We start from the raw sequence: 23,452 nt of genomic DNA, 5'->3' as shown, positions 1-23,452 counted from the left end.
GCTTCACGCTGAATTTTACTCTGTATTCTCTATACGATCACGCAAATCGCTTAAAGAAATCCCGTCTTTTATAAAATACATCCAACCATTGACATGTAAATTTTCAGACCATCCATGTTTCTCGATCAACAGCTTACGAGCCAGAGCGGTAACAGAATACCTTGCGCCCTCATATTCGATCTGGTTTCTGTCATTTACCACCTTTGCCGCGACCTGTTCATCATACAAAAAGAAAATTTCTTCCCCAACAGCGATATTCAGCAGCTTAAATGAATTGTTGGAGCGCTTTGTCTTTCTCTCTGCTATTTCCTGTTCCTGCGATTGTTCTAAAGTCGGTGTATATAATTGCAGCTTATCTGTATCTCCACGCAAACTTGCTATATCCTTAAATATGCCATAGGCCGTTTCCGGGGAGATCTTGAAAAACTCACGTATCCTGACTCTGCCGTTTTCCAGATGCTCCCTTGCGTGCAAAGAATCATCTACTCTGTCAATAATACTATGTATTCTTCTTTCTACCTCCAGTGGATCTTCCACTTCATAGACAGCATAGCAGCGATACGAAAGAGGGATGTTGGGCGGCGCGTTCAGCTCGCGCAGCCTGCTCTCAATATCATTGCGTTCTGTCATGCCAATTTTAACCCATCCATCAAGGCAAGGGTTGGTAAGTATATAAACAAAGCCTTTTGCCATCTGAAATCTCCCTCACGTTTCTTTCCGACAGCAGATCATACGCCAATCCCCGGAGGAAAGAAAACTTTTGCAATATCTTTTTTATATTCTAACATGCAAAAGGGCTTCTGTACAAGAATCTATTTTTCAGAAGAAACCGCACTTTCTGGCATGCTGTTTTTCTAATTTTTTATATACGCTATGGTATTTGTGTCCATATACAAACACTTATCACAAATCTTTTCTATTATATCCTCTTCATTTCAACTAATGCAATACCTCTACGCTGCAACGTGATCCTTGCAGAACATTTTTCTCTCATAGAAACATTACAGAGTAATTTCCTATGAAAAAAAGATTTCTCCGTGCTCTCTTAACTCAACACGGAGAAATCTTTACTTTCTTTAGGCATGATATTCATTTTAATCCGGCAGTCTGCCATTGGCTCATGATTGACATCCAGCTCATAATCTACGAATATATCTATTTTTTCATCTGTCACTTTAATTTCCATATCGCGGGTATTGACTCCCACCAGCATCTGACCATATGGAGTACGGTAATAAGTAAGGTTTTTCTTATTTCTCTCAAAAACCATATGCGTGTTGGACACGCCTGTTTTCATAATCTCCAGGCTGTCCGTACCGGTGATTTTTATTTTATTTTTAATCGTTCCCGCCATACCTTCCAGCACTTCATCATAGAGGATATAGTGTTTTCCGTTCCTACAGTAATAATTTGCCGGAGTTACAACTTCAATTGCATCTTCCTCGTCTTTGAACGCAGTGGACATCATATCCATATGAAGACCAGAAATACTTACGATTACATCTTTTGTCATATCTTAATATTCCTCAATATTTACTACATTTGTCGTCGGGACATCAAACGGCATCACCGTATTGGCAAATTTTCGGAACTTTTCTGCCGCGTCGCTGACATAAAACTCATAATGTCTGCATTCTTCTGTCGTTCCGTCATTTTCCAATCCCGACTCTTTCAAAAGTTTTTTCAGATCCATAGCCGTTTCATAGGCCGGATTTACAATCTGTATCTTCTCTCCCATAAAAGCGCGAATTTTAGAGCGAAGCAGCGGATAGTGCGTACACCCTAAGATCATGGCGTCGATCTCCGTATTTCGCATAGAAGTCAGATAGTACTCTATAACTTCTTCTGTCACAACGTGTTCTTTAAAGCCTTCCTCCACAAGCGGAACAAATAGCGGACATGCTTTTTCTAATACCGTAATATCCGGCGCCATCTCGTGGATGATCCTCGTATACATCCGGCTCTGCACCGTCGCATCTGTCCCTACAACGCCTACCTTCCGGTTCTGTGTCGCTTCAACTGCCGCGCGAGCTCCTGGGATCACCACCCCCATAATGGGAATATCAAACTCTTTCTGCACTGTTTCCAACGCAAGCGCACTAGCTGTATTGCAGGCGATCACGATGGCTTTTACTTGTTTCGCCTTTAAGAAACGGATGATTTGTTCTGAAAAACGGATCACATTATTTTGGGATTTGCTCCCATAAGGCACACGCGCCGTATCTCCAAAATATATAATATTCTCACTGGGCAGCTGACGGGAGATTTCCCGCATTACCGTCAGGCCGCCGACTCCGGAATCAAATACACCGATCGGCGCCGCCTTCTTTCCTGTCACCTTCACTTTATTTTTCTCTCCTAGATTGCCAATACTTTTGAAATCTCATACTGATATTCTGGAATATTCTTTTTCATGGCCAGCGCCTCTTCCATATCAAAATCCACGAATTGTCCATTTCTGTAGCCTACCACACGGTTGCTCTTTCCCTGGCACAGAAGATCCACCGCCATGGCGCCCATTGTAGACGCGTACACTCGGTCTTTACATGTAGGGCTTCCGCCGCGCTGCATGTGTCCGAGGATCGTTGCTCTCGTCTCGATCCCGGTTGCATCCTCAATCCTTTTTGCCATATTAATAGAATCTCCAATGCCTTCTGCATTGATGATGATATAATTCTTTTTGCCGCGTTTTTTATTTTCCATAATATCAGCGATCAATTCTTCTTCATTAAAATCTTTCTCTTCCGGCATAAGGATCCTCTCTGCACCGTTTGCGATCCCACACCACAATGCAAGGTATCCCGCATCTCTTCCCATAACTTCAATGATACTGCATCTCTCGTGAGAAGTGGATGTATCACGCACTTTATCAATGGCTTCCATCGCCGTATTAACAGCTGTATCAAAGCCGATCGTATAATCTGTACATGCGATATCCAGATCAATCGTCCCCGGGATCCCGATCGTATTTACCCCAAGATTTGCCAGCTTCTGCGCACCTGCGAAAGAGCCGTCACCTCCAATAACGACTAATCCGCCAATCCCGTATTTTTTACAGATTGCCGCGGCTTTCTGCTGCCCTTCTTCTGTTCTCATAGACTGACATCTGGCTGTCTGCAGGATCGTTCCTCCTCGCTGGATCGTATCGGAAACATCACGGGCAGACAGATCGATGATTTCTTCTTTTAAAAGCCCATGATAGCCTCTGCGGATACCACGTACCTTGAGACCTCTTGCCAACGCTGTTCTGACTACCGCGCGGATAGCTGCATTCATCCCCGGCGCATCTCCCCCACTTGTCAATACGCCGATGGTACGGATCCTGTCTTCGATCTCATCCAACATTCTTGCCTTATCCGCTGCTGTTTTGTTTTCTTTTGTCTCTGCCATGTTTCAATTCCACCTTTCCCAAAATAATAACCTAAACCCATTTTTTTGCTTTAAAAGCAGCCTTTGTCTATATACATTGGCTTCATTGATTATTTTTTAACACTTTGGGTAATATTCTACCCCATTTAGAAATGGTTTTCAATAGCTTTTTCTACCACTTTTATTCTGTTTTCGCCATAATGGTTCATCAGTCTCCCTAAGATTTCCTGACTGATCTGAATGTTACGATTTTTAGGCAGACGTTTCACAGCACGCTCTTTCGCACAATAGATCACCACTTCATCTTCTCCTTCTGTATCAGCCAGATATCCGTAGACGATCTGTTCATTTTCCAGATAAGACGCTTTGTCGGGGAACTGGATCCAGAGTTCCTTCTTTGTTTTTTCAAAAGGGATCACTTTCTCACAGATCAACTTACTGGCACGCTCGTCCTCCTCTGACACTCTCCCGCGTATAAAGACCTTATTATCTATTTCCAGATATTCTCTATTTTTCTCATAATCACGAGGAAAAACTACGACTTCTACCGTCCCCAGCAGATCTTCTACCGTGACGAATGCCATCATCTGGTTTGTCTTCGTATGTTTCACTGTTTTGTCTGTGATCATCCCTCCAATGATCTCCTTCTCCCCATCGTGTACTTTTGTCCTTCCAGTCTCCTCATCCGGCTGAAAATCCAATGTGGTTGCAGAAATTACTTTTTTCCACTTTTCTTCATACTCTTCCAATGGGTGACCGCTGATATAGATTCCGAGCACTTCTTTTTCAAAGGCGAGCAGATTTTCCTTTGTATACTCTCCTACATCCGGCAGTTTGATCTCAAATTCACTCTTCTGCTCCTCATCTACTAGATCAAACAGAGTCATCTGGCCTGTCATAGCATACTTTTTCTCCTGACTGACGTGCTCCATGATCTGTATATAGATACTCATGAACTGCTTTCTCGTTCCTCCGAGGCAATCTAAAGCCCCAGACTTAATAAAGTTTTCAATGACCTTCTTATTCAATGTCTCTTTTATCGACATACGGCTGATAAAGTTTTCCAGATTTTTAAAAGATCCAAACTCTTTTCTTTCTTGCTCTATCAGTTCGATCACCGGTTTTCCGATACTTTTGATCGCCGCCAGCCCATATCGGATATTTCCTCCGTCCACGGAAAAACGCGCAATTCCCTGGTTGATATCCGGCGGAAGTATCTGGATATTCATTTGCCGGCATGCATAAATATATTCTGCCACTTTAGAAGGATTTTCAATCACCGATGTCATAAGAGCCGCCATAAATTCCACCGGATAATAATATTTCAAATATGCCGTCTGATATGCTACAACCGCATACGCGGCAGCATGAGATTTATTAAAAGCATATTTCGCGAAATCGATCATTTCGTCATAAATCTTATTCGCCGTCTTTTCATCTATCCCATTTTTGATACAGCCCGGCACGTTCGTCTCTTCATCACCATGTACGAAGATCTGGCGTTCTTTCTGCATCACGTCCCCTTTTTTCTTTGACATCGCACGACGGAGAAGATCACTTCTTCCCAATGTATAACCAGCCAGATCCCGCACGATCTGCATGACCTGTTCCTGATATACGATGCAGCCATAGGTAGGTTCCAGGATTGGCTCCAACTGCGGACAATCATAAGTGATCGACGACGCGTCGTTTTTCCCCTTGATATACTGTGGGATAAAGTCCATAGGTCCCGGGCGGTACAAAGAAATCCCGGCAATGATATCTTCCAGGCTATGGGGCTTTAATTCTTTCATAAACCCTTTCATCCCCCCGCTTTCCAGCTGGAAGATCCCATCTGTCTTGCCTGTTCCGATATACTCTAATACATCTGCGTCATTGTAATCGATTTTCGTCATATCCAGATCGGGCGTCTTCGCCCTCGCCATCTGCACTGCATTCTGGATAACTGTAAGCGTTCTAAGCCCTAAGAAATCCATCTTGAGAAGTCCCAGTTCTTCCAGCGTTGTCATCGTAAACTGCGTCGTGATCGTTCCGTCTGAAGCACGGGAAAGAGGCACATATTCATCCGCATCCTTCTGACAGATCACAACGCCTGCCGCATGCATGGAACTGTGCCTAGGAAGTCCTTCCAGACGTTTTGCCATATCGATCAGATATTTGACTTGTTCATCACTCTCGTATGTTCTTTTTAATTCCGGATTTCCCCGCAGTGCCTTGTCAATCGTGATATTCAATTCTGTAGGGATCATTTTGGCTATCGTGTCTACAAACGCATACGGAAGATCCATCACTCTGCCTACGTCACGGATCACGCCCCGTGCGGCAAGAGTACCGAATGTAACGATCTGAACGACCCGGTCTTTGCCATATTTTCGCACCACATAGTCAATGACTTCCTGTCTGCGCTCGTAACAAAAATCCACGTCTATATCCGGCATGGATACCCGCTCCGGATTTAAAAAACGTTCAAACAAGAGCTGATATTTGATCGGATCGATCGTCGTGATCTCCAGACAGTAAGACACAATACTTCCTGCCGCGCTTCCCCTGCCAGGTCCCACCGCGATGCCATGATCTTTAGCATATTTGATAAAATCCCACACGATCAGAAAATAATCAACATACCCCATATTTTTTATGGTAGTCAACTCATACTGCAGACGCTCTTTCAATGCCTCTGAAGGATCCGCATAATGCTTTTCCAGCCCTTCATAACAAAGTTTCTGCAAATATTCCCAGGACGTGTATCCATCCGGCACATCATATTTGGGGAGTTTTGTCACTCCGAACTCGATCGTCACATGGCACCTGTCTGCAATCTTCTGCGTATTTTCCAACGCCTGTACGGCATAGGGAAACAAGGCACGCATCTCTTCCGGAGATTTCACATAATATTGTCCGCCTTCGTAGCGCATCCGGTTCTCATCAGCCAGCTTCTTCCCCGTCTGTATGCACAGAAGGATATCATGGGATTGTGCATCGTCCGCATAGGTATAGTGGACATCATTTGTCGCTACCAATTCGATCCCCAGCTCTTCTGACATTTTCAGCAGACGCTGGTTTACCATTTTCTGCTCCGGTATTCCATGATCCTGCAGTTCTAGGAAATAATTTCCCTCTCCGAAAATTTCCTTGTATTCAAACGCCGCTTTTTTGGCTTCTTCATACAGCCCCTTAGTCAGATAGCGCTGTACTTCCCCCGCCAGGCAGGCACTTAAGGCAATGATCCCCTCGCTGTATTCGCGCAGCAGATGTTTATCTACACGGGGCTTATAATAATATCCCTCCACAAAGCCTTTCGAAACAATCTTCATCAAGTTTGCATATCCCGTATTATTTTCCGCCAATAGTACCAGATGATAATATCTGTCCTCTCCACCGGAAATTTCTCTGTCAAACCTGGAACCCGGCGCCACATAGACTTCGCACCCAAGTATGGGATTAATGCCTTGCTTTTTCGCTTCTCTGTAAAAATCGATCACACCGTACATCACACCATGATCTGTAATCGCAGCGCTGTCCATCCCCAACTCTTTGACTCTGGCTACATATTCTTTTATCTTATTAGAACCATCCAGCAGACTATACTCTGTATGGACATGTAAATGTGTAAAATTCATGTTTCACCCCTTGCCATTCTTCCTGACTCAGATCATCCGGGAGTACGAAAAAGCAAACTCCTTTTCCCCGTTTAGATCCTACGATACAAAAAGGGCGGTCCCGTCGGGGAACTGCCCTTATAACATACCTGCTTCAAAAACCGAACCAGCCTTTTCCTGTTAACGCGTACTTCTATTGTCCGCCGTTTAACATAAAATTGATCAATTTATCTGTATCTTCTTTTTCATATGCGATTATTTCCAGTTCCGGAATCTCACCATTAGAAAAGATATTCGCCATAGATACATACTGGGAAAGTTTGGACTTCAGATTCAGTCTGTCTCCCTCTCCTGTTACCAACTCTACTCTTCCCTTGCAAGAATCTACTACCTTAAAGAACGCGTCTATGTCTGTAATATTTTGTACTTTCATTTCTTAAACTCCTTTCATATTTTCATTGGGTTTTACTCGGCGCTGTACAAGGCAAACACTTTCTGCCACTACGCCTATATTGCTATTATACCCTATTTGAAAGGGATTGCAAGTATATTACAGAACAAATTTTTCTATTGCTTTAGCCGCCCCTTCTTCTTCATTACTATCTGTAACATAATCTGAGGCAGCTTTTACTTCTTTGACTGCATTCTCCATATCATTGACTTCTATATTATTAAATTGCGGCAGGCTAAGAAGACGAATTCCTTTTATAGTCTTCAGTTCCTGCCATGCTTGTTCTTTTTCTTCTTTTCTCTTAAATAAAATTTCCACTTTATCGAGTTCACATCTTTTTTCTTCCAAAAAGGCAATTAAATCCGGTACCCGTTTTCTTGTCGCGCGCAGATACTGACATATTTTCGGGTCCTGATAATATTCTTCGATTTCCCAATATTGTTTTTCCGAAACATAACCTTCCCCCTTATAATATAGATCCTGTATAGACTGGTATTTTTGGACCATTTCCAATGCTTTTTTTGCTTTCTTATAGGACAGTAAATGTTCCCCAATATTTTATTTGTCTCTACTTCTGTAATTCTGGCACCATTCGCAGTGATCATATAATGTATTCCCGAAAAATTTTTAATATCTTCCGGTACCTCTTCCCAATTTCGTCCCGTTACAATCACTATCTCCGTTCCTTTTGCTATTGCTCTATCCAAAATCTTCCGTGTATAAGATGTCAGCTTCTTTTCGCCGTTCAACAGTGTACCATCTAAATCTCATCCTACCATTCTTATTTTATCTCTCATTTTATTCCTTCTTTTCCCTGTATAGAATGGGGTATTGCTCAAATCTACAGCAATACCCCACTTTTTATCTTGTAAAATTCCAGACGTATGTGAAACAGACACTAGATTCCGACTCTTTCTTCTATTTGCAACAATTGTTCAATATCTCTCTGATATCCTCTTCTGTCATTGGTTTAAGCTTGTGCACATTTAATCTATTCATCGGCTCCTAATGTATGGTTTTTCTATATTGGCGGAATTCTTGCCGGTGCCTCTTCTGGATTATTTGGAACAATTCCAATGAATTTATTACTTTCTAACTGGTTTTATGACAAACGTGGAACTATGACCGGAATCGCCTATACCGGGTCCAGCTTAATCACTTCCCTGCTTTCTCCTATTGTATCGAAGTTGATTATTGAATTTGGATGGCGCGCAAGTTATCGTATTCTTGCTATATCTATCATAGTCATCGTATGTATTACAATACTTTTAATTCGTCTAAAACCAGAAGACATTGGACAAAAACCTTATGGCACTGCTGGTAAGACAGAGGCTGAGATACAACCTACCGGTTTTATGCGCAGAGATGCCATGAAAAAATCCTGGTTTTGGCTCTATACAGTTGGTATCTTTTTGATTGGATTAATTGTATCTGGTACATCTCAGCAACTTGTAACATATTGGACTTCTGAAGGGATCTCTGCCGAGAAAGCTGCTGCTTTATACTCCCTTGTTATGATCATTGGACTCGTAGCCAAAATTATGCTTGGAAATGTCTTTGATCGCCTTGGAAGTTCTAAATCCATTATCGTATGTGGTGTTATATGTGCTGTAGCTTTCGTTTCACTCGCATTATGCCTCGGGGATATAAGTGCTTTTGTTCCAAGCGTATTATTTGGTATCGTAACTGCTGAACTTGTAATCCTGCCAACATTTACAACACAGCGCATATTTGGCAGAATTGATTATGCTGCAAATGTCAGCTTATTCACAACTATCCTATTCCTCGGAAGTTCTTTCGGAATTCCTCTTTGCGCTGGAATTTTCGATATAACCGGCAGTTATCGTGCCGCATAGTTTATTTATGCTGTTATTGCTGTAATATTAACATTTTTGTTTTATCTTTCCAACAAATTATCAATCAGAGCCTTTCGAACTGAACTCAATATTGAAAGAGAAGACTAATTTTTCTATTATCAGTTAAGAAAGAGGTAAGCTGTACCCTAATACTAAGACACAGAAAAAAGCTGTATTGAATTTAATTTAAAATTGTCATCAAGACAAAACAGTATATCTCACAAAAAATGGCGTTCACTCCTTTATAAAGAGCAAACGCCATTTCTCCAAAATCTTACATTTTAAATATCTTTTTTCTACCGTATCTTCTTCCCATCCTGGTATACAGATCTTACCTGTTTTAATGCACTTATATCCTTCAGTGGATTTCCTGCAAGTACCACAAAATCTGCTGCTAGACCTTTTTCAATCGCCCCTGTCTTATCATCCACACCGCACAGCTTTGCTGCATTCACTGTAATACCGGCAAGAACCTGCTCATTCGATGCGCCTAAAGAAGCAATATATTCTGCTTCTTGGGGAAGACCTGTATGAATTCCGTCTGTTCCAATCCCAAACTTTAATCCACCCGAAATAGCTCCCTCAAGACAGCGACAGATAATTTCTTTTTCTTTCAGACTTCCTTCTCTACCCTGAGGCGAAAACTTAAACAATAAGGTATCATTTAAAGCATAGCTTGGCGTATATACCACCCATTTGTCTGCTTTTTTTACTCTTTCTACCTGCTCGGGCGTGATATAATACACATGTTCCAGACAGTCAATACCTGCTTCCAGACAATCTTCCAGCCCCTGCCCTCCTGAACAGTGACAGGCAGTCGTAATTCCTACACTCTTTGCCTCCTGTACAACCGCTTTAAGTTCTTCCGGACTCATAAAATGATAAATAAACGGCGTCGCATTGATAACCTTGGTCGTAAAAACTTTCAAAAAATCGACTCCATGTGCAATATTTTCTCTTGCCTGCTTTCTGAACTGTTCTGGTCCGTCAAAAGGCATTCCCACATACCCGTGTCCGTGTGACGCCCGCATTCCGATTCCGCTTACGACCAGTTTCGGCCCTGCTATTCTTCCATCCTGCTGCGCTTTTTTGCAGGTGACATCTATATAGTATCTGTCTCCCATACATCTGGACGTTGTCACACCCGCCTCCAGATCGTCTTTCATGGTCTTCAATGCCCGGATCGTCTGTTCACATTCGCAGTCATTCATTTTTATGAGATGATTTTCTAAACGAGTATCAAGAGCAAGATGGTTGTGGCAGTCGATCATCCCCGGCATCAAGGTAACGTCTCCCAAATCCGTCACTTTGTCTTTGAGTTCTTCCGGTATCTGTGTCTCCGACTCATAAATTTCTTCGATCTTTCCATCTTTCACTTCTACGGCCGCATTTTGAAGTACTTGTAGCTTACGTCCTGCTATTATATTCTTTGCTTTTACTATATACTGTTCCATCTTCATCCTCCTTCTTCCTCATGTAACGTTATTTTAATCCGTATATGATTTACACTTACTCGTTCTTTTGTTCTGCCTTCTTTTGTAATTTTTTCTGGCTTCGCCTTGCTACGAAACCAGTCAGCAAAGGAGTCAGAATGGCTGTAATAACGACAGATGCCGCTATCTGTGCTGTGGCGGATGCCGCATATGGTTCAAGGCTCGTATCTACCGCAGCTACAGCAGCAGGTGTCGCAACTGCATTACCGCCTACTGTTCCAATTGCCATTCCCATAGGGTCAGGTTTTCTTCTGATGGCGCTGTAAATAAAATACGTGAGTACTCCCGTTGAAAGAACTGTAATAATCCCTAGAATAATTCCCGGTACCCCTGCCTTGGCAATCGTGATCAAGCTCATATTTGCTCCGAATACAAAACCATTAACTGGAAGTATCATATTTAAACCTTTGGAAAGAAGTTCTCTGAAATCCGAATCTAGATTTCCAAGTATCATCCCTATGATAAGCGGTATGATGGCCGCTACAATGTCGATAACAGGAATGGACGCAAGCCCTGTGGTCCCTAATGCAATCATAGTAAGAAATGGTCCGTCATTCAAAGACAATACCGCGATCGCTCCCATATCTGTGTCATCACCAAATTCCTTTGCCAATGCAGTATAGATTGCTCCATTCGAGTTCGTGATCGCCGAAATTGCTGCAAATGGCGTCAGCCCCAGTATTCCCGCCGGCCCAAATGCCATATTCAACAAATACCCTATAAGCACGCCAATGGCCAGCTTCAGAGCAGTCAGTACCACACCTTTATAAAGCGGCATTCCTACCTGTCTCACATTGATTGTAGCCCCGCTGCAGAAGATAAACAGCCCTACCAGCGTCGCTTGTCCACTCTTAAATAATGCCGTCGTAAATCCTCCGATCTCCAGACACTGCGGAATAAATGTATTAACCAGACATCCGATCAACAATGGAATTACCATCATCCCTCCTGGAAATTTCTTCATTGTCGCACATATCTTCATATCCTTTACCTCTCTTTCGTCCTACTATATTTTCACAGCCGCGCAGCATATGTTTTGTTATATAATGTATAAGCAAACTTCATGCCAATTTATTTTTTCCGGAACTCTCTGCTGTGTATCAGTAAAACCTTCTGTTTATGCACTTTTTACCAGCTGTTTAAAACTTGATTTTAAAAGTATCTCCTGTTGTGCTGCACAATTGCTGCATTTCGTTGTATTTGTTGCAACATTTCTGCCTGCTTTCTATTTTCACAACATCCACTTGCTTCATTTAAAAATTTGTTATAACAATTAATATTATGTACTCATAAAATTTTACAGACAGTAAATATAGCATGCAGGTTTGAATAAAAATTTCATTATTTAAAAAATATATTGAAAATATATTTCAAATCATGTATAATCTGGTTAAAGGAGGAAGAGCGATGACCCAAATAAATGCAAGTTACCAAGTTAGAATTCGTGGAGTGCTTTCTAGTATCACAAAGGAGAATGAAAAAAAGATTTACGAGTTTATTGAAAAAAACAAAAAAGAGATTATCCATATGTCTATTGATGAAGCGGCAGAAACTTGTGGTGTTAGCAAAGTATCAATTGTAAGATTTGCTCAAAAATTGGGGTACAAGGGATATCAGGCAATGAAAATCAGCATTGCGCAGGAAACGATCGAACCTGAGCAGCAAATTTACAGCAGACTGGCAAAAACAGATACTATTTCTGCTATAGTAGATAAAATTATAGAGTCTGATATTCAGTCATTAAAGGCAACACATGAGATTTTAGATCAAGATGCGATAGAATGTGCCATCAATATGATCCGAGAAAGTGAACAATTGCTTTTTTTTGGTATAGGAGGATCTGGAAGCATTGCATTAGATTGTCAGCATAAGTTTATTAAAATAGGCTATTTAGCTTTGGCTTTTACTGATAGCAATCTTCAGGCAATGGCGGCATCAGTGCTGAATAAAAGATCAGTCGTGATCGCGATATCCCATTCAGGTGCCTCTAAAGATATTTTGACAGCATTGGATATTGCCCGACAGGCAGGCGCTAAAACTATTGCAATTACGAATTATGGAAAATCTCCAATAGTGAAAAAAGCAGACATCGTGCTTTATACATCATCAAGCGAAACTGCATTTAATAGTGATGCACTCTCATCACGAATTGCCGAATTAGCTATTGTTGATATGTTATATGTAGGTGTTGCATTTAAAAAATACGATGAAGCTTATAACAACATCGTAAAAACGAGAAAAGCTCTTGACTCAACAAAAATATAGGAGGTGAAATAACAAAATTTTATTATAAAAGTAGAAAGAGGGTGATAGATATGTTTTGTGGAATTGATTTAGGAACTTCAAGCATAAAGGCGGCAGTTTATGATGAACAGGGAACTCTTCTTTCATGCGCACGTTATGAATGTGAATTAATAACACCTAAAACGGGATGGGCAGAACTTAATCCTTATGATTATGCAGATAAAGTGCTTGCCGCAATAAAGAAAGCGATTCACGATTCAAAAGCGTCAGTGGAAACCATTACAATTTCATCGCAGGCACAAGCTGTGCTTCCTATCGATAAGGAAGGACGACCATTGTACAATATTATAGTGACAATGGACAATCGTACTGTACCTCAATATATGTTTTGGAAAGAGCATTTTGAGGAAAACGAATTGTATAAACAAACAGGAAATGCTTTTAGCTCAATTTACACAGTTAATAAGATAATGTGGCACAAACAAAATGAACCTGATATCTATAATCGAGCATGGAAATTTTGTTGTGTACAAGATTATATCGCATTTAAGTTAACCGGTGAAGGTCCGTACATTGATTATTCAATGGCTGGCAGAACCATGATGCTGTCTGTAGAGAAACCTGAATGGAATAAAACAGTATTAGACGCAGCCGATATTAGTGAGAGCAAGTTATCAACCCCCGTATCATCAATAACTATTGTAGGAAGTCTGACAAGAGAAGTTAGAGAATTATGTGGTTTGGACACTCGTTGTGAAGTTGTGATTGGAGGGCATGATCAAGCATGTGGAGCACTTGGAAGTGGAGTTGTAAAACCAGGCATGTTAATGGATGCATGCGGAACGGTTGATGCAATGGTAACAGTTCTCCCTCAAGTCACATTGAAACATGAAATGCAAAAGAATGGTTTGTCTTGCTATCGTCATGTAGATAATACGAATTATATTACGATGGGAATGAATATTAATGGCGGATTGTTCTTAAAATGGTATAAGAATACTTTATATTGCAAAAGTGCAGCAGATGGAAAAGATGTATATACACAAATGATAGAAGAATCTACAGACACTCCATCGGATATTTATGTCCTTCCGCATTTAGAAGGAGCTGGTACACCATATAATGATCCAAAATCATTAGGAGCAATTATAGGCTTGAGAGTAGGACACACGAAGCAAGATATTACACGAGCTGTCTTAGAATCCTTGGCATATGAAATGAAAATGAATTTAGCAGTCATAGAAAAATCAACGGATTGCCCAATAAACGAGATTCGAATGATAGGTGGAGGAGCTAAAACCGCCAAATGGGTGCAAATAAAGGCTAATATATTTAACAAAAAAATCGTCACACTGCAAACAGATGAGACAGCATCGCTAGGTGCAGCTATAATAGGAGCGGTAGCAAAGGGATATTATAAAGATTTTAAAGAAGCAATAAGTAATATGATACATGTAAAAAGAATTTTTTATCCTGATAAACAGATGCTAAATGAATATGGGGTAAGAGCATCTGAATATCAGGATATATATGAGGGACTAAAGAAAGTGAATCATAAAATCTCTAGCCGCACTCTATCATAATAAAATGAATGTAAATATTTGTCAAATTTTATTTTAATATGAAACATATAAAATGAGTGAACAGATGATTTATGATACTTTCTTGATTGTGTGTTAATACAACATGAGGAGGTATGTATAATGAGTGCTGGATTTTTAACCATTAATTTAATTGTATCGATTGCGATCATTTTAATATTAATATTGAAATTTAAAGTAAATCCGACTATTTCCATGGTTATTGCAAGTCTTTATATGGGATTATCATGTAAACTGGGATTAGTTGGTACTGTAGAGTCAATTAATAGTGGTTTTGGAAACCTTATGACAGGAATTGGTTTTCCAATAGGATTTGGAATTATGATGGGTCAAATATTAGAAGATTCCGGAGCTGCAGAATCTTTGGCAAGGTTTATATTAAAAATCTTTCCAGGAAAGAAAGCACCCTGGGCTTTAGGTATTACAGCATTTTTACTTTCAATTCCAGTCTTTTTTGATGTAACATTTGTTATTTTAATCCCATTAGGAATAGCGGTTGCCAAAAAAACCAAAAAACCATTGCCTTATTTCGCAGGAGCTATCGCGATAGGCGGAGTAAGTTCACAAACATTTGTGCCGCCAACTCCTAACCCTTTGGCGTCGGCAAGCATTTTGGGATTTGATTTATCTTATATTATAGTTGTGGGAATGCTCGTAGGACTTCTTTCTGCTATGGTAGCAATGTTTATCTGGTTTAAACTGCTGGACCGTCCCAAATTTTGGAATGTCGAAAAAGATGAAACGGGTATGTTAGAAATAACGGTAACAAATAATGATGACAAAAATCTGCCTTCACCATGGAGTGCCTTTATTCCAATTATTCTTCCCGTAATATGTATTTTAATTGGATCTTTTTGGCCAGTTGTAACCGGAAATGAGGCACCGGCTTTAGTATCCTTCTTTGCGCAAAAGACTATTGCTATTTTGGTGGGACTATTAGCTGCTTATTTAATTCTTGTTAAGAGAATGGGCTTATCTTCCATTGGAGATTCTGTAAGCAAGTCATTGAAACAAGCCGGCGTTGTTCTTCTTATTACCGGTGCCGGCGGAGCATTTGGATCTGTTATCCAAGCAACAAATATAGGAGAAGTACTTGTCTCCGGCTTAACAGAAGGGGAAACATCAACCATTTTAATTTTGTGTGTAACATTCTTAATTGGCGTTTTGTTCAGAGTGGCTCAAGGGTCAGGAACAGTCGCTTCAATTACCGCGATGACAATTATGGCATCTGTAGCCGGATCAGCTGGATGTCATCCCGTGTATATAGCGATTGCCGCATTGGCAGGAGGTAATTTTATAGGACATGTAAACGATTCCGGTTTTTGGGTTGTAACTAATATGTCAGGGGCAAGTGTTACTGGCGGATTTAAAACATATACATTAAATACAGTTACTTTAAATGGAATGGCATTTATTCTTTGCTTAATCGGAGCTACATTAATGCCGTTAACATAATAGATGATAAAGTTAGGAGGAAAAAAGATGGCAATGCTTGGAAAAGAAGTGCGTATGAGTAGATTGGTGAATCCCAAAAGTAATAAAATGATGGCTATTACAGTCGATCATGCAATATCACGAGGGATTGCTAATATGACAGGAATCCAAGATATTCAGAGCGCAATAGATAAGATATTACGCGGAAAACCAGATGCGCTTACAATGACAAAAGGAATCGCAGAACATTGTATGTGGAAACATGTCGGAGAGGCGTCCATATTAATGAAAATATCTAATCCGGCTCCAGCCAATCTAACCAGAGATGTGGTATTTGGCACTGTAGATGAGGCCATTAGAATGGGAGCGGATGGAGTATCCGTTGGCGCGATCACTATGGGAGATTTTCAGGGAAAACAATTTGAAGAAATCGGAAAAATATCAGAGGAATGTATGCGAAAAGGAATGCCTTTGATCGGACATGTTTATCCAAAAGGTGAAAATGTACCATTGCAAGAGAGAACAGCTTGGGAAAATATCGCATATTGTGTTAGAAGCGCTTGTGAGTTAGGCATGGATATTGTAAAAACAACTTATACAGGTGATCCTGATTCTATGGCAAAGGCAATATCTTGTGTACCGTCATCGTTTAGAGTCGTTATTCAAGGCGGTGATGCTTGTCATACATTAGATGATTATCTTAATATGATAAGAGATGCTATGGATTGTGGGGTCGGAGGTGTTACAATGGGTCGCTTTATTTGGGATTATAAAGATGTTACAGCTCTTGTCATTGTACTTAGATATCTCATACATGAAAAATATAGTGTAAAAGAGGCAAAAGAATTGTTAGAACACCTTGAAAATAAAAAAGACTATGATAAATTTTAAAAATTTTATATTTCGAAGCGGATGGTTGAATCCGCTTCGAAGTACTTTTTACTAGTTTTTAATATTAGTGATTGGAGGATATGGCTTATGAAAATAGTTATTTTGGATGGATATACAGAAAATCCGGGGGATCTTTCATGGAGCGAGCTTGAATGTATAGGAGAGTTGGAAATATATGATCGGACAGGAAATGATAACGAGGTAATTATACAGAGAATGAAAGATGCTGAAATTGTATTGACTAATAAAACACCTATCTCAAACTATGTGATAGAGCATAGTGAAAAATTAAAATATATAGGTGTTTTAGCAACGGGATATAATGTTATTGATGTAGAAGCTGCCCATCAGAAAGGTATTGTGGTGACAAATGTTCCTACATATGGAACGGATGCGGTTGCACAATATACAATTGGATTGCTGCTTGAAATATGTCATCATATCGGTCATCACAATGCAGCAGTAAAAAGCGGTAAGTGGCAACAATGTAAAGACTGGTGTTTTTGGGATTATCCACTCATTGAACTGGCTGGAAAAACAGCCGGAATTATTGGTTTCGGAAGAATTGGACAAGCAGTGGGGAAACGAATGAAAGCATTTGGTATGAAAGTATATGCCCATGATGCACATCCCAATCTGCAAGGAAAAGATATAGCAGAATATGTAGATCTTGATACTATTTTTAAGTGTTCAGATGTCATCTCATTACATTGTCCATTAACAAAGGAAACAGAAAATTTAATAAGAGAATCTACATTGAAAAAAATGAAACAGGGAGTTATTCTTTTAAACACCTCACGAGGTGCACTTATAGATGAACAGGCATTGTCACATGCAATCGAAAGTGGAAAGGTGTATGCTGCTGCAGTGGATGTCGTATCCACAGAGCCAATACTGGCAAATAATCCCCTTCTACAAACAGAGAATTGTATTATTACCCCTCACATAGCATGGGCTGCAAAAGAAAGCAGAAAACGTTTGATGGATATAGCAATAAACAATGTACAGAGTTTTTTAAACGGAGAACCAATTAACATGGTATGAAAATCAAACATACTCAACAGTACCCTAATAGTTCAGCACAATTTCTTTTTCTGTATCTTATATTAGGGTACTGTTTACCTTTTCTGTCTGTTTATTGTTCCTATAATATTTTATTTCCTCGCAGAGTCCATGCTATTTTACAACTCTCTTCTAATTCTTCAATCCCAAAGAATGCATCCATGATTGTTTTTCCCCCAACTACAGAACCATGCTGCGCTAAGAGAAATGCATCACTGTACGGCACTGCCTTTTTAAAATAGGAAAACAGTTCCTCGCTTCCCGGAGCCGCATATGGCACAAGCCCAATTGTTCCTACCTTCATTTTCAGGTAAGGCGTATGATCCGGTACAATATCCTTCGTTTGGCTATGCTGTAAAAATGTATACATGACACTATAAAAGCTATGCGTATGGATGACTGCTTTAATATTTTCTGATTTTTCATAATATATTTTATGCAAAGGCAGTTCTTTGCTCGGCTTTTCCCCTTCCCATGCGCCGGTTTCATCCACTTTTGAAAAGCTCTCCGGCGTCAGCCGCCCAAAGCAAGTGCCGCTTCCTGTAATATAAATGCAGCCGTCATGTTTAAAACTTAAATTCGCAGAAGACCCTGTCGCTTTTCCCCTTTCAAATAATTCCTTCGCCACCCATATGGCATCTTCTATCTTCTTCTCTAATTCAGTCATTTTCTTCCTTCCCTTTCAGTATTCTCAATGCTCTTGTAAAAAAGTCCGGCTGTCCAAAGTTACCTGATTTCAAGACAAGTTTCAGTTCTTGGCAATCGAGCGGCATCATGACCGGCACGCCTGGAGCAACGGAGTCTCCGATCAAAAATGTATCAAATCCCAGTTTTTTCATAATTGCTCCTGATGTCTCTCCTCCTGCGGATATAATGCCGCTGTAGCCTTCTCTCACTAATTCTTTTGCTGTACCGCTTATGGTATCTTCTATCAGCTCTGCGATTTTTTCCCTCCCAGCTTTCTGTATTTCTCTCACCTTATCAGCAGTATCAGAAGAATAGACCAGCACGTCTCTGTCAGAGTGTGTACGTATAAACTTAAGAATGTCTTCCTTTGTCTGCGTTCCCTCCAACAGCTTTAAGGGTGAAATCTGAACAGACACTCCGCCTTTTATCTGATAATCAGCAATCTGCTCCAATGTCGCCGCGGAACAACTGCCTGCAAAAAGCGCTGCTTTTGTAAAATCGTATTTCTTTTCTTTATCTCGTTTCATCTGCTTTCTATTATTTTTATCCAGCAAATATTTTCCTAAAGGTTTCAAAAGTCCCGAACCACCTGTAAGAAATTTCAAATCTCCAAATTCCGCCGCAATCGTATTGCCGTCTTCTTCTGTCTCGTAATCCGGAATTACATAGAAATGTTTCTCTCCGGATGTCTTGGCATAAATATCTTCCATAGACTCTTTATAAAGCTCGAAAGCAGTATATCTTCCCTGGGCTTCCATCAAATATTTAATACGGCTGTCCCACATAGGAGTAAGCGGATGATCCTTCATGGAACTTTCATGCAAAGGTGTTCCATGCACATAGAGACATCCCTTTTTTACCGTCCGTCCGTTCACTGGAAGCGCCGGACACAAAATTGTATATCCTGCTTTCAGATATTCTAAGACAGCATCTGTAACAGGACCTATATTCCCCTCCTTCGTCGAATCAAAGGTGGAACAATATTTAAAATAAAACTGCTCCGCCCCTTTCTTTTCCAACCACTTTATGACTTCAAGCACATCTTGCACTGCCTGCGCCGTCTTTTGGGTACGAGATTTTAACGCCACTACGATTGCTTCTGTTTCCGCAGGGATCTCTGCTTTTGCAGGGATTCCATTTGTCAGAAGCGTACACATTCCTGCCTCCTGCAAAAAGCTCGCCGCATCCGATGCTCCTGTAAAATCATCCGCCACACAGCCTAGCAATATTCTATTTTGATTTTTATCCATCACTTTCCTCCAAACCGACTTTAAGTCCTTCTTTATTCCATATGATAAAACTTCATTTTTCTCCAAAGCGTTGTTCTGTCCATTCCCAATAAAGCAGCCGCATCTTTCTTCTTTCCGCCGCTGATATGCAATGCCTGTGCAATTTTTTCCTGTTCTGACATTTCTTTTTGTATATATGGATCTACTTTTTCCTTCTGACTGAGATGTTCCTGCACAGCAAATATATCCTCCGGATATAATGCTGTCTTTACCATATACTCTGTAATCTGTTCTTCTTCACAGATTACGGCGATTCTTTCCGCCAGATTCCTCAATTCTCTAATATTTCCTTCAAACGCATAACTCTCCAACAAATGTTTTGCCTCCTTCGTACAAAAGCGGATCTCCTTGTCAAATTTTTTATTATACTTTTGTATAAAAGAATAAAATAATGGAAGAATATCTTCTTTTCTTTCTCTGAGGGGAGGAATATATATTTTCAAAACATCTAACCTGTACAGCAGATCCTGCCTAAACTTCTTTTCTTTCACCATGAGAGCCAGGTTCCTGTTTGTCGCTGCAATAATACGCACATTTACATTTACCACTTTGTCGTCGCCTATACGACGTATCTGTTTTTCCTGCAGGGCACGTAAAAATTTTCCTTGAAAACTTAAAGGCAGCTCTGAAATTTCATCCAAAAATAATGTCCCTGTATGCGCCTGTTCAAAAAAACCAATCTTTCCGCCCTTTCTGCTTCCGGTAAACGCTCCGTCCACATAACCAAACAATTCACTTTCCAAAAGATTTTCCGGCAGCGCCGCACAGTTTACAGCTACAAACGGGCCGTCATGTCTATTGCTGGCGTTATGGATACTCTGCGCCATCAACTCTTTTCCCGTCCCCGTCTCACCAACAATCAAAATGCTGGAAGAAACCTGTGCATATTTTTCTGCGTTTTTAATCGTTTTTTCCATCAATTCGCTCTTTCGAATAATATCAGCAAACGTATAATTGGCCACCAGTCCTTTTTCAGACAATTTTTTTCTAAGCTGTGATTCAATCTGCTGGATTTTCTTTACATTCTGGCAGGTGATCACAACGCCCATCACCTTATTTCCCACGCTCACAGGCATATAATCTACCGAAAAGACACTGGAGCCTGTTCTTGCTATTTCGTTGTTAAGCGCTGTTCCTTTCTGTAGCACTGTCTCGCATCCTTCTCTAAAGAAGGGATAAATTTCTGACAATTTTTCTCCGTTTACCATCCTCTTACTGTTTCCTCCAAGCTGCAGCATCTTTTGATTCACCAGCTCGATCAGCCCCGTCCTTCCTACATATATGATTCCTTCCTTAGACGACTGTGTGATCGTTTCATAAAGCGTCTTTTTTTCTCTTTCTGTCTGTATGACCTCTGTCATATTAACCGCATCATTTAAAATCTGTGTAACAGCCTCTTCTCCTGTCTCAACGGTCAGCGCATGGATATTTTTCTCTTTTGCAGCCGACTCTACCGAATAGCCTCCTATTACTGTATCGTATCCTTCCTGTATCAATCCGTCAACTAAGTCTGCTGTCCTGCTGTAATCCGATACCTTCCGCACTGTAATGCGAGAACCGAACACCATACTTAATACATTCTCGTCATGATTATATGCAGAAGAAACAATAATAGCAATCCGTTTTGACTCGAAACGGGACTTTGCTGCTAAAATACTGCGCATGATATCGTACCCGGTAATAGGAATTTCTAAAATAGACTTATCTGGATATTTTTTCTTCAAAATCGCAGCCGTATTGCCCCTTCCGATTAACAGATCATATCTTCCGCCGGCATCTATTTCTTCCACTTCTCTATCTCTTAAAACGCGAATATCCACCTGTAGATTCTTCCGTTTAAAAGATTCCTCATAAATTTTTTTCACCGTCTTTTCCAATTTCGGGTATGGAACGATCAATAATATATTCACCAGAAATTCCTCCTCTCCAGATACTGCCGTCAACAAAGCAGGGATCCCCTTCTCCCCTCTGCCGGCTCAAAGCGTGCTCCCTGCTGCCTTCCTTCTATTCTACAGTTTTAATCCCTGCTTGTAAATCTCAAACGCATTTCCTGACAGTTCTACATCCCTCAGAGTAACAGGCTGCCCCTTTTTCACCTCTCTAAGCAGTGTTGCTCCATTCAAAAGATAGAAGGGCGCCAGATCATCCGCAGACTTTCTCTCGATCAACTCTGGCTCTAATCCCTCTATAGAGTGATGATGTCCTGCCACTTTCAGCACAGTACCCTTTTCTATATTTTTCTGAGCTACTCCTGCCATCACAGAAATCTGCCTGCATTCCGGATGTGTACCGAGACCGCTTAAATCTCCCAGCAGAATAGACAGCGGCGTCTCCAATCCCATATAATGATAGGGCAGATATATGCACGCATACTTTCCGTTCTTACTCATGACATGTCCTTTACTCCTTAACAAATCCCACATTTTCTTATTTTCACATCTTACAATGATAAATTCTCCACCGCAAAAACTTGCCTCATCCTTTCCCCGCAGATTATAAAAGACATCTACCACGCCTGTTTTCTTCAAAATTCCACCATCTTCTTCCGGAATAAAGATATCTGCCAGTTCACTGGTCTTAGCGATCGGATAACTCAAAAAAGCAGAAGATGGAATCAACCCTGTTACATTAGATACCAGATTCATCTCACAGAGATCCGCAGAAATCACTTCCGTATAGCTCTTTAAGAGTTCCTTTCTCTTCTGCAAAGTCTCTATTCCCCCATATCTCCAGCACTCCTTCATCTCTGGAAGAATCTTCATATTGTCTGTTCCGTCTGTATACGTCAGTTCCCCTGTCTCATAATCCCAGACAAAATCGTACTCACTTGCTTTTCCTGCCGCAATAATCTCCAGACCAAGCGCTCGGCCCCAAGAATAAAGATCTAACAAATTCCGCGGCTGATCTCCATTTACTAAGGCATATACCGCATGATTTTCTTCTGCCGTTTTATTCAATACAGGACCACATACACTGTCTGTCTCTTTTGAGACCATGTACACATTAATACCTCGCTTAAGTGCCATCATCGCAGCTGCAGAACTGATTTCTGTGTTTCCGGTACATTCAACAAGAGCTGTAATACCGCACTCTATAACGAGTTTATAATCCTCCACTATAAGGATCTTATTTTCTCCCGCCTGTAAAATTTCCTCTTTGCTACGGCAGAGTACCATATTATCTTTCTCATAGCCAATTTCTGTGAGGACATCAAAACATTCTTCCGAATGTCTGGAACAGATGACACGCAGTTCCATATACTCTACTTTTGGAATTTGCGCCAACAACGTATAACCATATCCACGAGTTGCTCCAATAATACCTACAATCGACTTCTTCTTTGCACAGCCTGCCCACAAATTCGTATAGTCCATCCTATCCACTCTCCTTTATATATACAATGTGTTTTTCTTACATTAAAATATATAGCAATTTGTGTGCCAACTTTTCGCATCCCCTTTTGCTTATATCTGCCT

Annotated in this window: 20 protein-coding genes; 6 read left to right on the top strand and 14 right to left on the bottom strand. The window is 40.6% G+C overall.

The features are described from left to right. Positions 1 to 15: 15 nt before the first annotated feature. The 8 genes from WKT01_RS07900 to WKT01_RS13750 all read right to left on the bottom strand — a co-directional run bounded on the left by WKT01_RS07900 (position 16) and on the right by WKT01_RS13750 (position 8,126). Positions 16 to 693 (bottom strand): GIY-YIG nuclease family protein, encoded by a 678-nt coding sequence (locus WKT01_RS07900; RefSeq protein ID WP_059066477.1) that lies wholly within the window; start codon positions 691 to 693, stop codon positions 16 to 18. Between the two features lie 352 nt (positions 694 to 1,045). After that, positions 1,046 to 1,513 (bottom strand): DUF1934 domain-containing protein, encoded by a 468-nt coding sequence (locus WKT01_RS07895; RefSeq protein ID WP_059066476.1) that lies wholly within the window; start codon positions 1,511 to 1,513, stop codon positions 1,046 to 1,048. 3 nt (positions 1,514 to 1,516) lie between these two features. Further along, entirely contained in the window at positions 1,517 to 2,338 is an 822-nt protein-coding gene (gene murI, locus WKT01_RS07890) for a glutamate racemase (protein WP_205408518.1), read from the bottom strand. 20 nt (positions 2,339 to 2,358) lie between these two features. Beyond that, the gene (gene pfkA, locus WKT01_RS07885) at positions 2,359 to 3,390 is read right to left on the bottom strand and encodes a 6-phosphofructokinase (protein WP_059066474.1); all 1,032 of its coding nucleotides are present in this window, start codon (positions 3,388 to 3,390) and stop codon (positions 2,359 to 2,361) included. Between the two features lie 125 nt (positions 3,391 to 3,515). Then, a complete protein-coding gene (locus WKT01_RS07880) occupies positions 3,516 to 6,989 on the bottom strand; it encodes a DNA polymerase III subunit alpha (protein ID WP_117974533.1) in 3,474 nt (1,157 codons plus the stop codon). Between the two features lie 172 nt (positions 6,990 to 7,161). Further along, positions 7,162 to 7,401: a hypothetical protein gene (locus tag WKT01_RS07875; protein ID WP_059066472.1), complete on the bottom strand. Its 240-nt coding sequence runs from the start codon at positions 7,399 to 7,401 to the stop codon at positions 7,162 to 7,164. A gap of 117 nt (positions 7,402 to 7,518) precedes the next feature. Beyond that, positions 7,519 to 7,620, bottom strand: a complete 102-nt coding sequence (locus WKT01_RS13755) for an HAD family hydrolase (RefSeq protein ID WP_331481478.1) — start codon at positions 7,618 to 7,620, stop codon at positions 7,519 to 7,521. Between the two features lie 155 nt (positions 7,621 to 7,775). After that, positions 7,776 to 8,126 carry an HAD hydrolase family protein gene (locus WKT01_RS13750; RefSeq protein ID WP_445299688.1) on the bottom strand — a complete coding sequence of 117 codons (351 nt, stop codon included), beginning with the start codon at positions 8,124 to 8,126 and terminating at the stop codon, positions 7,776 to 7,778. A gap of 282 nt (positions 8,127 to 8,408) precedes the next feature. Here WKT01_RS13750 and WKT01_RS07865 point away from each other — a divergent pair, with 282 nt between their 5' ends. Beyond that, positions 8,409 to 9,275, top strand: a complete 867-nt coding sequence (locus WKT01_RS07865; protein WP_117974527.1) for an MFS transporter — start codon at positions 8,409 to 8,411, stop codon at positions 9,273 to 9,275. A 296-nt stretch (positions 9,276 to 9,571) separates the two neighbouring features. On the opposite strand, the gene WKT01_RS07860 is transcribed toward WKT01_RS07865, so the two are convergent. Then, entirely contained in the window at positions 9,572 to 10,729 is a 1,158-nt protein-coding gene (locus tag WKT01_RS07860) for an amidohydrolase family protein (RefSeq protein ID WP_059066469.1), read from the bottom strand. A 55-nt stretch (positions 10,730 to 10,784) separates the two neighbouring features. Continuing rightward, positions 10,785 to 11,750: a 2-keto-3-deoxygluconate permease gene (locus tag WKT01_RS07855; protein WP_059066468.1), complete on the bottom strand. Its 966-nt coding sequence runs from the start codon at positions 11,748 to 11,750 to the stop codon at positions 10,785 to 10,787. A gap of 425 nt (positions 11,751 to 12,175) precedes the next feature. Here WKT01_RS07855 and WKT01_RS07850 point away from each other — a divergent pair, with 425 nt between their 5' ends. The 5 genes from WKT01_RS07850 to WKT01_RS07830 all read left to right on the top strand — a co-directional run bounded on the left by WKT01_RS07850 (position 12,176) and on the right by WKT01_RS07830 (position 17,982). Next, positions 12,176 to 13,033, top strand: coding sequence for a MurR/RpiR family transcriptional regulator (locus WKT01_RS07850; protein WP_059066467.1), 858 nt, complete (start codon positions 12,176 to 12,178; stop codon positions 13,031 to 13,033). Between the two features lie 50 nt (positions 13,034 to 13,083). Further along, positions 13,084 to 14,595, top strand: a complete 1,512-nt coding sequence (locus tag WKT01_RS07845; RefSeq protein WP_340311919.1) for an FGGY-family carbohydrate kinase — start codon at positions 13,084 to 13,086, stop codon at positions 14,593 to 14,595. A gap of 120 nt (positions 14,596 to 14,715) precedes the next feature. Beyond that, positions 14,716 to 16,068 (top strand): GntP family permease, encoded by a 1,353-nt coding sequence (locus tag WKT01_RS07840; protein ID WP_270395012.1) that lies wholly within the window; start codon positions 14,716 to 14,718, stop codon positions 16,066 to 16,068. Between the two features lie 27 nt (positions 16,069 to 16,095). After that, positions 16,096 to 16,938: a class I fructose-bisphosphate aldolase gene (locus WKT01_RS07835; RefSeq protein ID WP_059066464.1), complete on the top strand. Its 843-nt coding sequence runs from the start codon at positions 16,096 to 16,098 to the stop codon at positions 16,936 to 16,938. Between the two features lie 87 nt (positions 16,939 to 17,025). Continuing rightward, positions 17,026 to 17,982, top strand: coding sequence for a D-2-hydroxyacid dehydrogenase (locus tag WKT01_RS07830; protein ID WP_340311917.1), 957 nt, complete (start codon positions 17,026 to 17,028; stop codon positions 17,980 to 17,982). A gap of 100 nt (positions 17,983 to 18,082) precedes the next feature. On the opposite strand, the gene WKT01_RS07825 is transcribed toward WKT01_RS07830, so the two are convergent. The 4 genes from WKT01_RS07825 to WKT01_RS07810 all read right to left on the bottom strand — a co-directional run bounded on the left by WKT01_RS07825 (position 18,083) and on the right by WKT01_RS07810 (position 23,350). Continuing rightward, entirely contained in the window at positions 18,083 to 18,667 is a 585-nt protein-coding gene (locus tag WKT01_RS07825) for a class II aldolase/adducin family protein (protein WP_059066462.1), read from the bottom strand. Further along, on the bottom strand, positions 18,660 to 19,937 hold the full coding sequence (otnK, locus tag WKT01_RS07820; protein ID WP_059066461.1) for a 3-oxo-tetronate kinase: 1,278 nt from the start codon (positions 19,935 to 19,937) through the stop codon (positions 18,660 to 18,662). The genes WKT01_RS07825 and otnK overlap by 8 nt, the downstream gene beginning before the upstream one ends. Before the next feature lie 32 nt (positions 19,938 to 19,969). Next, a complete protein-coding gene (locus WKT01_RS07815) occupies positions 19,970 to 21,886 on the bottom strand; it encodes a sigma 54-interacting transcriptional regulator (RefSeq protein WP_270395019.1) in 1,917 nt (638 codons plus the stop codon). Positions 21,887 to 21,985: 99 nt separating this feature from the next. After that, positions 21,986 to 23,350 carry a hypothetical protein gene (locus WKT01_RS07810; protein ID WP_059066460.1) on the bottom strand — a complete coding sequence of 455 codons (1,365 nt, stop codon included), beginning with the start codon at positions 23,348 to 23,350 and terminating at the stop codon, positions 21,986 to 21,988. Positions 23,351 to 23,452 lie beyond the last annotated feature (102 nt).

It is taken from the genome of Mediterraneibacter sp. ICN-202921 (assembly GCF_037890075.1).
Taxonomy (GTDB): domain Bacteria; phylum Bacillota; class Clostridia; order Lachnospirales; family Lachnospiraceae; genus Mediterraneibacter; species Mediterraneibacter massiliensis.
This window is presented reverse-complemented; position numbering and strand designations above follow the sequence as displayed.

Coding starts and splice junctions, on each gene's coding strand:
- WKT01_RS07850 (WP_059066467.1), top strand. CDS start 12,176: ATGACCCAAATAAATGCAAGTTACCAAGTTAGAATTCGTGGAGTGCTT.
- WKT01_RS07855 (WP_059066468.1), bottom strand. CDS start 11,750: ATGAAGATATGTGCGACAATGAAGAAATTTCCAGGAGGGATGATGGTA.
- WKT01_RS07835 (WP_059066464.1), top strand. CDS start 16,096: ATGGCAATGCTTGGAAAAGAAGTGCGTATGAGTAGATTGGTGAATCCC.
- WKT01_RS13755 (WP_331481478.1), bottom strand. CDS start 7,620: ATGGAGAATGCAGTCAAAGAAGTAAAAGCTGCCTCAGATTATGTTACA.
- WKT01_RS07900 (WP_059066477.1), bottom strand. CDS start 693: ATGGCAAAAGGCTTTGTTTATATACTTACCAACCCTTGCCTTGATGGA.
- pfkA (WP_059066474.1), bottom strand. CDS start 3,390: ATGGCAGAGACAAAAGAAAACAAAACAGCAGCGGATAAGGCAAGAATG.
- WKT01_RS07875 (WP_059066472.1), bottom strand. CDS start 7,401: ATGAAAGTACAAAATATTACAGACATAGACGCGTTCTTTAAGGTAGTA.
- WKT01_RS07880 (WP_117974533.1), bottom strand. CDS start 6,989: ATGAATTTTACACATTTACATGTCCATACAGAGTATAGTCTGCTGGAT.
- WKT01_RS07810 (WP_059066460.1), bottom strand. CDS start 23,350: ATGGACTATACGAATTTGTGGGCAGGCTGTGCAAAGAAGAAGTCGATT.
- WKT01_RS07840 (WP_270395012.1), top strand. CDS start 14,716: ATGAGTGCTGGATTTTTAACCATTAATTTAATTGTATCGATTGCGATC.
- otnK (WP_059066461.1), bottom strand. CDS start 19,937: ATGGATAAAAATCAAAATAGAATATTGCTAGGCTGTGTGGCGGATGAT.
- WKT01_RS07895 (WP_059066476.1), bottom strand. CDS start 1,513: ATGACAAAAGATGTAATCGTAAGTATTTCTGGTCTTCATATGGATATG.
- WKT01_RS07845 (WP_340311919.1), top strand. CDS start 13,084: ATGTTTTGTGGAATTGATTTAGGAACTTCAAGCATAAAGGCGGCAGTT.
- WKT01_RS07830 (WP_340311917.1), top strand. CDS start 17,026: ATGAAAATAGTTATTTTGGATGGATATACAGAAAATCCGGGGGATCTT.
- WKT01_RS07860 (WP_059066469.1), bottom strand. CDS start 10,729: ATGGAACAGTATATAGTAAAAGCAAAGAATATAATAGCAGGACGTAAG.
- WKT01_RS07825 (WP_059066462.1), bottom strand. CDS start 18,667: ATGACTGAATTAGAGAAGAAGATAGAAGATGCCATATGGGTGGCGAAG.